At 60.6% G+C, this 13,200-nt stretch carries 11 protein-coding genes; 4 read left to right on the forward strand and 7 right to left on the reverse strand.

Going from position 1 to position 13,200, the window contains the following annotated elements:
- Window positions 1-29: 29 nt before the first annotated feature.
- From BRA471DRAFT_RS29605 to BRA471DRAFT_RS29615, 3 genes are all read right to left on the reverse strand, one after another.
- Window positions 30-1,310 carry a TRAP transporter large permease gene (locus tag BRA471DRAFT_RS29605; RefSeq protein ID WP_007614040.1) on the reverse strand — a complete coding sequence of 427 codons (1,281 nt, stop codon included), beginning with the start codon at window positions 1,308-1,310 and terminating at the stop codon, window positions 30-32.
- A 61-nt stretch (window positions 1,311-1,371) separates the two neighbouring features.
- On the reverse strand, window positions 1,372-1,881 hold the full coding sequence (locus tag BRA471DRAFT_RS29610; protein WP_007614042.1) for a TRAP transporter small permease: 510 nt from the start codon (window positions 1,879-1,881) through the stop codon (window positions 1,372-1,374).
- 75 nt (window positions 1,882-1,956) lie between these two features.
- Window positions 1,957-2,973 carry a TRAP transporter substrate-binding protein gene (locus BRA471DRAFT_RS29615; RefSeq protein ID WP_007614044.1) on the reverse strand — a complete coding sequence of 339 codons (1,017 nt, stop codon included), beginning with the start codon at window positions 2,971-2,973 and terminating at the stop codon, window positions 1,957-1,959.
- 229 nt (window positions 2,974-3,202) lie between these two features.
- Here BRA471DRAFT_RS29615 and BRA471DRAFT_RS29620 point away from each other — a divergent pair, with 229 nt between their 5' ends.
- Window positions 3,203-3,862, forward strand: a complete 660-nt coding sequence (locus BRA471DRAFT_RS29620; RefSeq protein WP_007614046.1) for a GntR family transcriptional regulator — start codon at window positions 3,203-3,205, stop codon at window positions 3,860-3,862.
- A gap of 58 nt (window positions 3,863-3,920) precedes the next feature.
- Window positions 3,921-4,820: an SMP-30/gluconolactonase/LRE family protein gene (locus BRA471DRAFT_RS29625; RefSeq protein ID WP_007614047.1), complete on the forward strand. Its 900-nt coding sequence runs from the start codon at window positions 3,921-3,923 to the stop codon at window positions 4,818-4,820.
- Window positions 4,821-4,852: 32 nt separating this feature from the next.
- Here the strand turns inward: BRA471DRAFT_RS29625 and BRA471DRAFT_RS29630 are convergent, their stop codons facing one another.
- Window positions 4,853-5,590, reverse strand: a complete 738-nt coding sequence (locus tag BRA471DRAFT_RS29630) for an SDR family oxidoreductase (RefSeq protein ID WP_007614048.1) — start codon at window positions 5,588-5,590, stop codon at window positions 4,853-4,855.
- A 225-nt stretch (window positions 5,591-5,815) separates the two neighbouring features.
- On the opposite strand from BRA471DRAFT_RS29630, the gene BRA471DRAFT_RS29635 reads away from it, so the two are divergent.
- On the forward strand, window positions 5,816-6,340 hold the full coding sequence (locus tag BRA471DRAFT_RS29635) for a helix-turn-helix domain-containing protein (protein WP_007614049.1): 525 nt from the start codon (window positions 5,816-5,818) through the stop codon (window positions 6,338-6,340).
- Between the two features lie 202 nt (window positions 6,341-6,542).
- Here the strand turns inward: BRA471DRAFT_RS29635 and BRA471DRAFT_RS29640 are convergent, their stop codons facing one another.
- Together BRA471DRAFT_RS29640 and BRA471DRAFT_RS29645 are read right to left on the reverse strand one after the other, a co-directional pair.
- The gene (locus BRA471DRAFT_RS29640; RefSeq protein WP_007614050.1) at window positions 6,543-7,430 is read right to left on the reverse strand and encodes a sigma-70 family RNA polymerase sigma factor; all 888 of its coding nucleotides are present in this window, start codon (window positions 7,428-7,430) and stop codon (window positions 6,543-6,545) included.
- Window positions 7,431-7,450: 20 nt separating this feature from the next.
- Window positions 7,451-7,759: a hypothetical protein gene (locus tag BRA471DRAFT_RS29645; RefSeq protein WP_007614051.1), complete on the reverse strand. Its 309-nt coding sequence runs from the start codon at window positions 7,757-7,759 to the stop codon at window positions 7,451-7,453.
- Window positions 7,760-7,955: 196 nt separating this feature from the next.
- On the opposite strand from BRA471DRAFT_RS29645, the gene BRA471DRAFT_RS29650 reads away from it, so the two are divergent.
- The gene (locus BRA471DRAFT_RS29650; RefSeq protein ID WP_007614053.1) at window positions 7,956-9,362 is read left to right on the forward strand and encodes a DHA2 family efflux MFS transporter permease subunit; all 1,407 of its coding nucleotides are present in this window, start codon (window positions 7,956-7,958) and stop codon (window positions 9,360-9,362) included.
- A gap of 833 nt (window positions 9,363-10,195) precedes the next feature.
- On the opposite strand, the gene BRA471DRAFT_RS29655 is transcribed toward BRA471DRAFT_RS29650, so the two are convergent.
- Window positions 10,196-13,165, reverse strand: coding sequence for a TrlF family AAA-like ATPase (locus tag BRA471DRAFT_RS29655; RefSeq protein WP_007614056.1), 2,970 nt, complete (start codon window positions 13,163-13,165; stop codon window positions 10,196-10,198).
- Window positions 13,166-13,200: the final 35 nt, after the last annotated feature.

The raw sequence follows: 13,200 nt of genomic DNA on the forward strand, positions 1-13,200 counted from the left end.
CGCTTGTCCTTCTTGTGTTGCCGACGCGTCTAGCCGGCGAACCATTTGGCAGGGGCTGTTACAAGCCCCGGGAACAGAATCATCAGGAACAGAACCACGAGCTGCGCAATCAAGAAGGGCCAGACGCCCTTGATGATATCCTCCATGCTGATCCTGGAGACACCGCAAACCACATTGAGCACGATACCGACCGGCGGCGTGATCAGGCCGATGGCATTGTTGATGATGAAGAGAACACCAAAGTAGACGGGATCGATGCCCGCCGCCTTGACGATCGGCATCAGAATCGGCGTGAGGATGAGGATGGTCGGCGTCATGTCGAGGGCCGTTCCCACGATCACCACCACGACCATGATCGCAAGCATCAGGAGCGTGTTGTTGCCCATGAAAGGCTTGAGCAGGGCGACGATCTGTGCCGAAATCTCGGACACGGTGATGAGCCAAGACGATACCAGCGCCGCTGCCACCAGAAACATCACGATGCTCGTCGTCAGGGCCGAGGAGACGAACACCTCGTAAAGCTGCGACGGTTTCAATTCCCGATAGATGCAGGTCGCGACGAACAGCGAATAGACGGCGACGACCACTGCGGCTTCGGTCGGGGTGAAGATACCGAAGCGCAGGCCGACGATGATGATGACCGGCAGCATCAGCGCCCAGAAGCCGTCGACCACCGCTTTCACCATTTCCGAGAGCGATGCCCTTGGCGGGGGTGTCAGGTTCTCCCGGCGCACCACCCACCACCAGGCCAGGCAGAGCCCTGCCCCGAGCAAGATCCCCGGGACGATCCCGGCCAGGAACAGCTTCGAGATCGACACGCCCGCGGCGACACCGAAAATGACGAATCCGATGCTGGGCGGAATCACGGGCGCGATGATGCCGCCGGCCGCCACCAGACCCGCCGCATAGGACTTCTTGTGACCCGCCGCCACCATCATCGGCACCAGCAGGGCGGCCAGCGCCGCGGCATCGGCTGCCGCGGAGCCCGAGAGCGACGCAAGGATGCAGGACGCGAGGATCGTGACGTAACCAAGTCCGCCGCGAAAATGGCCGACCGCGACGAGCGCAACGTTGACGATTCGCTTGGCCAGACCGCCCTTGTTCATGACCTCGCCGGCGAGCATGAAGAAGGGAATGGCCATGAGCGGAAAGCTGTCCGCGCCGTTGATGACGTTCTGCGCCACGATCTGCGCGTCGAACATGTCGATCGTGCTCATCAGGGCCACGCCGCAGACGATCAGCGCAAAGGCGATCGGCATGCCCAGCGCCATGGCGCCGAGCAGCGAGAAGGTGAAGACCGCAATGGTCATGGCGTGATCCCGGTGATTTCCAGGATGAGAGCGCCGGGCGCCACGATACGGAGAGACAGCATCAGTGCTCCTCCGATTCCCTGACGGCCACCATGTCGGCTTCGCTGGCCTGTCCGGACATGACGCGGAACAGGTCGTAGAGAAGGATCACTCCGGCCGAAACGCCGAAAATCACGCCCACGCCATAGAAGATGCCGAGTGACAGGCCGGTCGCCGGCGCGCGGTCGTCGATATTGATGATCGTCTGACGCCAGCTTCCCGAGAGCAGAAGCCAGTCGGCGAACAGCATCAGGACATAGCTGACGATGAAGCAGATTCGTTTGCCGTAAGCCGGCAGCATCCGCACAAGGCTATCGACGCCGAGATGGGCGTGCTCACGCATTGCCACGACAGCACCGAGGAAAGTCAGCCAGACCAGGAGCCAGCGCGACAGCTCCTCGGAAATCGCGATACCGGAGTTGAAGCCGTAGCGCAGCACCACGTTGCCGAACACCAGCACCACCATCACCGCAAGAAATGCGGCAATGATGCCCTTCAGTAGGGTACAATAGAGGTCGAGAAATCGCGCCATACGTGCCGTCCGGGCAAGGTCAGTTCAAGAGCCGGCCGACCGTTCGGCTCCTACTTATGCATGCTGACAAGTCGACTATTTCACGTCCTTGCGGATGCGGTCGAGCTCGTCGTTGAAGAGCTTGACCGCGTCCGGCTTGAGATTGGCGGCAATCTTGTCGACCACCGGCTGCGCCGTCTTGCGCATGCGATCGAGCTCTTCCGGCGCAACGGTGTTGTACTGCATGCCCTTTGCCTGCAATTCGGAGAGGGCCTTTTCGGTCTGAAGGCGCGTCTGCTCCTTCTGATAGCCTCGGCTCTCCTCATACGCCTCGCGCATCAGGCGCTGCTCGGTCGGCGAGAGCTTGTCCCAGAACGCCTTGCTCACCAGGATGATGTTCAGGGTGAAGGTGTGATTGGTGGCGGAGACGTATTTCTGCACTTCGTAGAACTTGTTGGAGAGAATGACCGTGAAGGGGTTCTCCTCGCCGTCGACGGTGCGGGTCTCCAATGCGGAATAGAGTTCGCCGAAGGCCATCGGAACGGGATTGGCCTTAAATGATCCGAAGGTCTCGAGGTAGACCGGGTTGGGAATGACGCGAAGCTTGAGGCCGTTGAAATCCTCGACCTTCGTGATCGGCCGCGTGCTATTGGTGACGTTGCGGAAGCCGAGGCCCCAATATCCCAGACCGATCAGCCCCTTCGGCGGCAACGTATCGAGCATTGACGTGCCGAATTTGCCGGTCCCCAGCGCGTCGGCCTGCTCGATGGTCTTCACGATGAACGGAAAGTCGATGAGGCCGAACTCCGGCACGACGGTTGCGAGCGACGTCGTCGAGGCCGACAGCATTTCCTGGGTACCGCCGCGCAGCGCCGATTGCTGCTGCAGCTCGTTGCCGAGCTGCGAGGCCGCGAACTCACGGACCTTCATCTTGCCCCCGCTCTTCGCCAGCAGGATCTCCGCAAATTTCTGCACCCCCGCGCTGACGGGGTGATCGGTGTTGTTCAGATGTCCCCACCTGATCGTGCGCTCCTGAATGTCCTCAGCGGATGCACCGACCGTCAGCGCCACGCAGATCGCCGTCGCAGACAGCGCCCGTACCAACAAGCTCATCGTTTCCTCCCTGTTCGAACGGGCGCGAACGGCGGCTTAAGCCATCATTTTTCGTACCCTCAGTCTATTTAGACATCACACATATATTTCCATGTCAAATGACGATCTTTGTTTCGTATGATGATTTACTATACGTCTGACACTGGAAATCTGCTATATTGCTGGCAACATTGATGGTTCGGCCGCCTCCGAAGTGGCCGACCGACCGGGACAGGCGGGATCAGAAGGCATGACGTCACTCGAGGAACGGCCCCTGTCGGCGGGCGACAGCGGCTATCAGCGCATCCGGGCCGACATCATTTTCGGCGTGCTGACGCCGTCCGGACGCCTCAAGCTGGACGCCATGAAGGAGGACTACGGCGTCAGCATCTCCACATTGCGCGAGATCCTCAATCGTCTGACCTCCGAGGGATTTGTGGTCGCCGAGGGCCAGCGCGGCTTCGAGGTGGCGCCGATATCCATCCAGAACCTGCGTGAGCTCGCCGGTCTGCGTATCCTGCTGGAGCAGCATGCAATGGCCGAGTCGTTTCGTGCCGGCGACGTCGAGTGGGAGGGCCGCGTGGTGTCCGCGCATCACAAGCTGGCGGCCACCGAACGCACGGTCCTCAAGGAGGGGGACGATCCCGAGCTGCGCAAACGCTACGATGGCGAATTCCACCAGGCTCTCATCTCGAGTTGCGGTTCGCGCGAGCTGATGCAGACCCACGCGATCGTGTTCGACAAATATTTCCGCTATGCGCTGCGCTACCGCGGCGCGGAGACGATCAACCAGCACAAGGCGCTGCTCGAATGCGCGCTCAAGCGCGACATCAAAGGCGCTAAAACCGTGCTCACCGACCACATCAACGGCTGCGTTGCGCACGCCCTCGCCTCCTGGAACGAGGATTGATCGTCCGCGGCCTGACGTCGTTCGGAGACAGCGCTCGTCGCTGCAATCGGATTTCGGGATGACTCCTGACATGATCCCCGCGCATCAGGTCGAGACCGCGGTCGCCGCGGGCGACATCCTCGGCGAGACGCCATTGTGGTGCGACCGCTCCCGCAAGCTGTGGTGGGTCGACATCGACCGGCGGCTGCATCAATCCTTCGATCCGGCGACCGGCGTGCATCAGGTCTTTCCCTACGCGTGCAACTCGCTCGGCAGTCAGGCCTTGACGGCAGATGGCTCCCACCTGCTCGCGCAGGATCTGGGGCTCTATCGCCACTCGCCCAGTGACGGTCCTCCAAGCCAGCTCTGCGAGGTCGAAACCGGCCGCGACAACCGCCTGAATGACGGACGCGTCGATGCACGGGGCCGGCTGTGGATCGGCACCATGGACAACCAGCTGCATCGACCGAACGGGGCGCTGTATCGTGTGGACGCGGACGGCCGGACAACGCACATGTTCGGCGATGTCATCGTGACGAATGGAATCGCGTTCTCACTCGACAATCGCACACTCTATTTCACGGATACGAGGCGATACTGCACCTGGCAATTCGACTTCGATCTCGATGACGGCGTGATCCGCAACAGACGGCTGTTCGCGGATTACAGCGCCTCCGGCGGGAGGCCGGACGGCGCGTGCATCGACGTTGCGGGCGGACTGTGGACCGCATTCTTCTCCGGCGGCCGGGTGGTGCGCTATCGGCCGGACGGCCGGATCGATACCGTCATTCCGGTGCCGGCGACCAACCCGACCTGCGTGTGCTTCGGCGGAGCCGATCTGAAGACCCTGTTCGTGACGACGGCGAGAAAGTTTCTGGATCGTGAGCAATTGGGCCGCGAACCCCAATCGGGTCATGTTCTGGCCATCGATGGCATCGCACAGGGACTTCCAGAACACCGCTTCGGCAATTCATCCTGAACCTTTGCACGGGTCATCGTGAGCCGGCTTCGCTACCATTTCTCGCCGAAGGGACGAATCTCCAGCTCGAAGGTCCAGGCGCTCTTGGGTTGCTGATAGAGCATCCAGTAGGATTCGGCGACCGATGATGGCGGCATCAGGAGGTCGGGATTGTCAAGCGCGTTCGGACCGAGCGCCTCGATCCGCCGTTGCCGGACCCATTCCGTGTCGACGCCGGAATCGATGATCAGATGCGCCACGTGAATGTTCTTCGGGCCCAATTCGCGCGCCGCGGCTTGCGCGACCGCCCGCAGCCCGAACTTGGCGCTGGCGAAGGCCGCATAGCCGCTTCCGCCGCGCAAGCTCGCCGTCGCACCGGTGAAGAAGATATTGCCCTGGCCGCGGGGCAGCATCAGGCGCGCGGCCTCGCGGCCGGCGAGGAAGCCGGAATAGCAAGCCATTTCCCAGACCTTGCGGAACACCCGTTCGGTCGTGTCCAGAAGCGGAAAGTTGACGTTGGCGCCGACGTTGAAGATGCAAACCTCGAGCGGGGCGTGCTTGTCGGCATCGCCGAGAAACGAGATGATCTGGTCTTCCTTCCGCGCATCGAGCGCGCGCGCGTGAATTTCTCCGCCGGCCTGCTCGATCTCCTTGACGAGCGGTTCGAGCTTGGCGCCGTCGCGGCGTCCCGCAAACACCGTAAAGCCCTCGGAGGCGAACTTCTTTGCAATCTCGCTGCCGATAAAATCACCGGCGCCGATCACGGCCACGGTCGCGTTTCTCTTTTGCAAGGGTCTTCTCCCGGTCAGGTCTGGATCCGGTCGTCGGACCATCATCCAGGCCGCAGATTGTTCTTACAGTTCTAAAAACGAACTGTCAATTTCTGCGCGATTTTCCAACCTAATTTAGCCTTTCAAAGACGTTGTTTCACAGTCAGTTCCGATTTAGAATTGTAACAACACCAAAGGCTTCCTGGACGATTCGTGCAGAAGCCGCGGGCAGAGTGGAGATCTGGAATGAAATGGGGTGAGCTGGAGGACGAGCCGTGTTCGATGGCCCGAACCATCGGCGTGATCGGCGACCGCTGGACCCTTCTGATCCTGCGTGAATGCTTCCTGCGCACACGCCGTTTCGAGGGGTTTCAGTCTTCGCTCGGAATCACGCGCCACCTGCTCGCCGAACGGCTGAAGAAGCTGGTCCGGCAGGGCGTGTTGCGTCGTATCCCCTATCAGGACTCGCCCAAGCGGCACGAATACATCCTCACCCAGAAGGGGCTCGATCTCTATCCGATCATGATGGCGATCGTGCACTGGGGCGACACCCATATGGTCGACGCGCGCGGACGACCTTTGCTGCATCAACACCGCAAATGCGGCAAGGACTTCGATCCGGTCATGGTTTGCTCCGAATGCGGCGAGCCGCTTTTGGCCAAGGAGGTTCATACCCACCTCGGCCCAGGTGCTCGACGCATCCCGGCATCGACGGCGCCGGAGAAGCCCAAGGCAAAGACAAAGGCAAAGGCCCACCGCAGCGCCGCGTGAGCTGGCCGCGTAGCGCCAGCAACGTTGACATATCCCTGAAAATGGTGCGTCCGATCTTTCAAACGGGCATGAACTCTCGTCCCCGCGGCGCCTTCGCGCGAGCTTTTCTTCGTCGCTCCACCCTCAAATCCAAGAGGGCACAGGGAAGGCCGGGGGCCGGCTGACACCCGCAGTCCGCTGCGCGAAAAGCACATGGGCGAGTTCACCCTCTATCCACCACGCACTGCGCACCATCGATAACATAGGCCGCGTGACGAAAATCCCTGATGGTGGCGAGCTTGCCGGCGGACCAGTCGAGCAGCATGAAATATTTCGCGCGCCCGCTCGGCTCATTCGGATCGAACACCAGGATCGCGGGACGTCCCTCGACCTGCCCCGTCACCAGGTGCCAGTCGCTGACCTTCGAATAATTGCCGAAATAGTTCGACACCTCGGCCTTGCCTTTCAGCCTGGTGCGGTTGACGAGCTCGAGCCTGACGTCGTCGGCGATCATGGCGCGGATCGCGTCGAAGTCGCGGGCGTTGAAATGGCCGACATAGGCGTTGAGCCGCGTCCGATCGGCTTCCGACAGGCCCGGCTGCGACACGTCGTCCGGCTCTCCGGCGAACTCACGCAGCTGCGTGCGTCCGCGATGCAGCGCGGCCTTCACCGCCGGCAGGCTGAAATCCATGATGTCGCAGACCTCGGCAAGCGAGCAGCCGAGCACGTCCATCAGGATCACGCTGGAGCGCTGCGCCACCGGCAGCCGCATGAAGGTGCGCAGGCTGGTCGCTGCGATCTGGCGGCTTTCCACATCATCGAGCCGGTCGGCAATCATCTCCACCTCCTCGGCCGAATGCAGCGCCTCCTGCCGGTTGCGGCGGCGCAGGAAATCCAGCGCGGTGTTGTGCGCGATGCGGAACAGCCAGCCCTCCATATTGACAGGCGTGACCGATTGCAGCGCTTCCATCGCCTTGATCAGCGCATCCTGCAGCACATCCTCACCGTCGATGACCGAGCCGACCATGCGGGCGCAGTAGCGATGCAGCTTCGGCCGCATCCGCGCCAGCAGGGCCTCGACATCGACGGTGGCCAGGGGGTCTGGCGCCATTGCTCCTCCGCTTCGCTTGGTCAGGACTCGTCCAGCATACGATAGTTACCGACGATCCTCACATCACGAACCAGCGGCGGCTCGGAGCAGCGGTCACGGATGCCGTCCTGGAAGGTCTGAAACGCCTTGAGTTTCGGGATCGGGCTCGAGCCGTCCTCGGTCGCGGCCTCGACAAGATGGATGAAGGTGTCGTCCTCCAGCCGCAGCGTCAGATAGCGCACACCGTCCGGCCCGGCCGCCTTCAATTCCGCAAATACGGCCGAAACCAGCTCGGCATTCCGATCGGCCAGCTCCGGCCTGGCCTTGTACCTTATCAACGTCCTTCTCATCGCGCGCTCCTTGCTCATGTCGCGACCTGGTTCGCTCAAAATCGCGCAAATGGCCGCATCACCCCAAGACGTTTGCCGGTCGGCGAAGGATGCGGCCCGGAACAAATTATTTTTGGGCGCATCCTTTGCCGCTCAGCCCTCGTCTCACCCGCAGAACGCGCCGCGACAGGCTGGCGCGACACACGGAGACAGGGCGATGCAGACCTCGACCAATCGCGCCGCGCAGAACTGGGTGCTCGGCGTCACCGCGCTGGCATCCTTCATGATGGCGCTGGACGCCATGATCATCACGACGGCGTTCGCGACCATCCGCGCCGAATTCGGCAGCCCGGTCGAGACGCTGCAATGGACCGTCAACGCCTTCAACCTGACCTTTGCCGTGCTGCTCCTGACCGGGGCCGCGCTCGGCGACCGCTTAGGTCGCCGCCGCATGTTCGCGGCCGGGATCGCCCTGTTCGTCGTTGCGTCGGCGGCTTGTGCGTTCGCAGGCAATGCCACCGCGCTGATCGCCGCCCGCGCGCTGCAGGGCGCCGGCGCCGCACTGGTGATGCCGCTGGCAATGGCGATCCTGAGCGGCACGTTCGGCCGCGAGGAGCGAGCCCGCGCGCTCGGCATTTTCGCCAGCATCACCGGCTGCGCGCTGATCATCGGCCCCGCCATCGGCGGCTTCATCACCGAACATTTCGGCTGGCGCTGGGTGTTCTGGATCAACCTGCCGATCGGCCTGATCGCGATCGCCCTGGTGCTGGCACGGTTGCGCGAAAGCTTCGGCCCGGCCGCCGCGTTGGACATCCCCGGACTGGTGCTTGTTGCGCTTGCGGCGCTGGCCTGGGTGTGGAGCCTGTTGCGCGGCAACGCCGTGGGGTGGGCGAGCGCCGAAATCATGGCCACGCTGATGGCAGGCGTGGTGTTCACGGCCGGATTCGTGCTCTGGGAATTGCGCGCGGCCGCGCCGATGGTGCCGATGCGGCTGTTCGCATCGCGGGCGCTTGCCTCCGGCATGTCCGCAAGCGTGCTGTTCTACGCCGCGATGTATGGCGTCTTGTTCCTGCTGCCGCAGTTCCTCCAGACCACGCTGGGCTTCGACGCCTTCGGCGCCGGACTTCGCCTGCTGCCCTGGACGGCGACGCTGTTCGTCACCGCCCCGATTGCCGGCGCGGTCGTCAACAGGTTCGGCGAGCGGCCGCTGGTGGTGACGGGATTGCTGATGCAGGCGATCGGCCTCGGCTGGATCGCGGAGATCGTGAGCCCCGCGGTTGCCTACTCCGCTCTGGTCGCGCCGCTGGTGCTGGCCGGCGTCGGTGTCTCGATGGCGATGCCGGCAGCACAGAACGCCATCCTGAGCTCGGTCGCGGTGGCCGAAATGGGCAAGGCGTCCGGCATCTTCAACATGGGCCGCTTCCTCGGCGGCATGTTCGGCATCGCCGCGCTGGTGGCGAACTTCTCGGCCCATGGCGGGGTCGATTCGGCCGCTCATTTCGAGAGCGGATTTGCCGCGGCGATGAGCCTCGCCGCAACGCTGTCGCTGGCCGGCGCGATTGCGGGGTGTTTCCTGCCGGCACGGCGACGGACCGCCGGAGCAGCGGCGCCGCAAGATGCGTGAGGCTGACAACACCGGAGTTTTGTTATCGGGCTGGCGCCTCGTGTCGCCACCCTTCTTTCTGATCATGAAGCGTCGTTCCAAAATGAAAACGACATCTGGCGGACGGCATCGCAGTCCTCTGACACGCATTGCAACCCGCAGGACACGCTTTCGCATTCTCGCGGCGAAATTCGCCCGAGGTTTGCCTGGTCACTCCACCCTCTATTCCAAGAGGGCGCAGGGAAGGCCGGGTGCTGACCTCGCACCCGCGGTCCGCTGCGCGAAAAGCACACGCAGGAAAACCGCACAGCAGCATACAGGTGGTGCCAATCACTCGGCCTTCCCTGCGCGATGGTCGGACGGCTTATGCCGTGCTCTCCCGGGAGCCGAACTTTCCTTCTGGCCTCCCTCGCCTCGCGAATTTGGATGATGCTGTCCGCCCGGTTGGGCTCGCACACACCTCCGCGACAGCTTGACCGTAGCAACGACGGCCAGGACCACACGGTTTTGCCGTACGCACGGCCCGCCATTTCGCCGCAGTTTTTCCAGCCCTGTCGACGGAGCCGGAAACTTACAGGCGAGACGAAGCCTAGCAGCGCCGCTCGTCCGCACGCGGTTTTCGGGCTCACAGGGACTACCCGCCCTGCCCGCACCATCTCGTGCCGACGCTGCCGCGTCCATCGCAAGCCCGGCTCGCAATCAAGACGACAACGAGATCGCCCCTCAAGGATGAGCCGGGATGAGCGACACATACGTCAAAACCGAATTTCGGTAAAGTGGAATATTTTTGTGGGGAGGGGTTGACGGGATGGCGGGTGTTTTGCCCGACGGCGAACCCTACATTGCACCGCCGCTCAGCGATTCAGCCCGATCCGCAGTCGCCGCGCACGATCTCGGAAGGCGCGATCGCCTCCCTCTAGAATATCGCAAACTATTCTCCTCATAGATTCTTCTTCGAGCCCCCCAGCATAGTAGGTGATTGGCGGCAATCCATTCCCCGGATGAGCGCCCACCTTCGCGACAATTATCTGGTCCGCATCGGTATTGACTACCAAATTGGCATTGTGGGTGACGAGAATGACCTGACGTCGGCTCTTGGCCGACTGAAATAGTGGAACGAGTTCGTCGTAGATCGACTTTGGATCAAGATTCTCTTCCGGTTGATCTATTATCAAAGGCCTATCGTCACCGTCGTCTAGGGCTAGATAAAGTAGAACTAAGACTATCCCACGAGTTCCAGGCGACAGTTTATGAATGTCAATTCCATCGTATTTGATGCCGTATTCGATCGAGATGTGATCGGTGCTGTATAACCATTGCGCAAACCGCTTACTCCAAGCTCGATAATTCGAAGTATCACTCTTCGGGTAGGGCGCGTCTTCCAACAAAGAAGGCACATGTCTCTCGATAAATGCACTCATAGCCCCTGATACATCGGCTGAGTTACCTCTATGCCAAGCTTGAGCAAGAAGCGTATTCGCCTCCCTTTCTAGGGTCCCTATTCCTTTGAAAGGCCCGCCTCGCTTATCGAACAAACTCTCGCCGCGTGTGGCCCAACCCCTTACATTCACCACCCGCGAAACCGTGAAGGAAAGCTTTGCCAACGTCCCCCCGGCGGCTGCGAGACGTTTCGTCAGCGGAGCATATAACTCGGTAAGAACACTCTCTTCATCTAAGATTGCATCGAATACACGCGTGTAACCTTTGTCACGCAAAGATACCAGTTCTTCGGCGCGCTGCTTCGCTCCTGTACAATCCGCGAGCTTCTCTTTGAGCTTTTGCAGTGAGACATTCTCGTCCGCAAGCCGCTTTAAGATGGCGGCGAGCCGGTCAGCGGTGACTTTATCTGCTGCGACGAGCCTTCCTAGCCTCTCCGCCTCAGCGTCAAGCACTGCGAGCGATAAATGATCAAGCCTGGCATTGTCAGTGACAAAGGCTCCGTCGTCTTGAACGGGCCTCCTTGGAGACGACCCTTTCCAACTAGCTAGATTTTGCGAAACCTCCTTCGACTTCTGATCGACAACAGAGCTCACATCGCCGGTATAGTCCAAGAGGAATCGCTTCCAATCTTCAGGCGTTATTCCAGCGCGCTGATGTTGCTCTTGCATCGATCGAAGCGCCGCGGGAGCGCGGTTCTGTCGCAAATCCCGAACATCTGAATTTACGCCAGCCAACGAGGTTTGCTGGTTAGAGAAGTATCGGATGTTTCCTCTCACGGTTTCAGCCGCAGAGAGCACCTGCTGGAGGCGGTCGGAAGCCTTACTCTGCGTCTTGGGCAGGAGACTGACACGATCTCCTTGATAGCGCGCGATTAGCTTTTCTTTTTCAGCGATATGCGCAGATACGACGGAAACTTGTTTGGTCTTCTCCATCTCAATGGCTATTTGATCTGAGATCCCAGCCAAAGCAGTGGCTTCGCGAACACGGGTATCGTGATAAGTCGACGCGCGATTGTCGAGTAATTCGTCGAAATCTGCGGCTCCATCGCGCTCAAGCGCTGGATGGGCTTCGAAGATGACTCGCTCTATCTCTCTTATGAGACTTGGCATTCCCTCGATTGAGCAAAGATCTTCAACAAACTGTTGAGACAGATAACGAGCACGTGGATGGGCGTCGGCCGAAAGATCAATTGGAAAGTCCAGCAAACTGCGTGTCGGCCCTTGCTGCCCTCTCCAGTTTAGAGAGACGGTCGCTCCAGATAGGTATTCGTGGGCTCTAGCCAAAAACGACGGGCGTTCCGATGACGGAACATAAGAGCCGCATCCCGTCGCTATTATGTCTGCGAGCGCAGTCTTGCCCGCGCCGCGGGCACCGATGATGGCTACAAGGCCAGAATTCAACGGTATTCTTGGGGTTATCGCCCACGGAGCATTCGCGATATGAACCTCATCAATCACCTGAGATTCCATGGCGGGCGACGGAGGCACCTCACCAACGTAAGCGCGCTCAGGATCAATGCAGGCCTGCAGTAGAGCATCAAACGTCGGCTGGCCCTTTATCCAGCAGAAACGGCTTTCGTCCGGCTTTCCTACGCGGTCGAGCGAATGAGCATCAGAGCCCCAAAGGCACGGCTTGGGACCGTTGTAGTCACGTCGAAGCTCATCGAGACTTGCTGCTCCATACCCGAGCCAAAAATCCCGCTGCTTGAGACTACCGGCAAAGATTGCGTGAGCAGCTTTCTCCATCTCCCGGCGCAAAACATTGTCAGATGCTTCCTTTACGCCGGACGTTCCGTCAGCGTTGCCCGCTACAGCAATGAGTATATTACTCTGCGCCCATTTCATGTCCCGATAGACTTCCAGAAGGTCTTCTCGGGATACCTTGAACTGTAGACAGCCGTGCTGAAGTGCGGCCTCTTCATTGCTTTTGCCGGGGTCCGCGCGCGCCCCGAGCCGCCTAAGGTCACTTTCAGTGCAGGCAAATTTGTCGTCGAAAGCGACAAACGATAGACGGCTCAAAAATCGATGAAGCTCCGTTAAGTGATGGGGGTCTTCTGGATTGACCAGCAGATGCACGTTGACAAAATTGCCCTTGACGGTCCCGGTATTCAGACGAAGTTCGATGTTTGGGAACAGCAGTTCGCATCCCCTAAGACGTCCTTTTTCCTTGAACGCCTTCACGCGTTCGTATGACCTGGGGATGCAGTAATCCGTCACGCCAATCGCGCTCAGGGGCGGCGAAACAGCCTCAAGGGCATTCAAATAGAGTTCCCAACTGTCCTTCTTAGGATATTGATCCGATAGAACTGTCCCGGGCGCGTGAATGTGGGGCTCCCACCGATGCCAGACAGAGCCACGGCTGAGCCGCTGTGAAGTATCCCCCATTTGAAAAACTCTAGCTTATTGGCGTTATGGCAATA

The organism is Bradyrhizobium sp. WSM471, from assembly GCF_000244915.1.
Lineage (GTDB): Bacteria > Pseudomonadota > Alphaproteobacteria > Rhizobiales > Xanthobacteraceae > Bradyrhizobium.

Coding starts and splice junctions, on each gene's coding strand:
- BRA471DRAFT_RS29605 (WP_007614040.1), bottom strand. CDS start 1,310: ATGACCATTGCGGTCTTCACCTTCTCGCTGCTCGGCGCCATGGCGCTG.
- BRA471DRAFT_RS29610 (WP_007614042.1), bottom strand. CDS start 1,881: ATGGCGCGATTTCTCGACCTCTATTGTACCCTACTGAAGGGCATCATT.
- BRA471DRAFT_RS29615 (WP_007614044.1), bottom strand. CDS start 2,973: ATGAGCTTGTTGGTACGGGCGCTGTCTGCGACGGCGATCTGCGTGGCG.
- BRA471DRAFT_RS29620 (WP_007614046.1), top strand. CDS start 3,203: ATGACGTCACTCGAGGAACGGCCCCTGTCGGCGGGCGACAGCGGCTAT.
- BRA471DRAFT_RS29625 (WP_007614047.1), top strand. CDS start 3,921: ATGACTCCTGACATGATCCCCGCGCATCAGGTCGAGACCGCGGTCGCC.
- BRA471DRAFT_RS29635 (WP_007614049.1), top strand. CDS start 5,816: ATGAAATGGGGTGAGCTGGAGGACGAGCCGTGTTCGATGGCCCGAACC.
- BRA471DRAFT_RS29640 (WP_007614050.1), bottom strand. CDS start 7,430: ATGGCGCCAGACCCCCTGGCCACCGTCGATGTCGAGGCCCTGCTGGCG.
- BRA471DRAFT_RS29645 (WP_007614051.1), bottom strand. CDS start 7,759: ATGAGAAGGACGTTGATAAGGTACAAGGCCAGGCCGGAGCTGGCCGAT.
- BRA471DRAFT_RS29650 (WP_007614053.1), top strand. CDS start 7,956: ATGCAGACCTCGACCAATCGCGCCGCGCAGAACTGGGTGCTCGGCGTC.
- BRA471DRAFT_RS29655 (WP_007614056.1), bottom strand. CDS start 13,165: ATGGGGGATACTTCACAGCGGCTCAGCCGTGGCTCTGTCTGGCATCGG.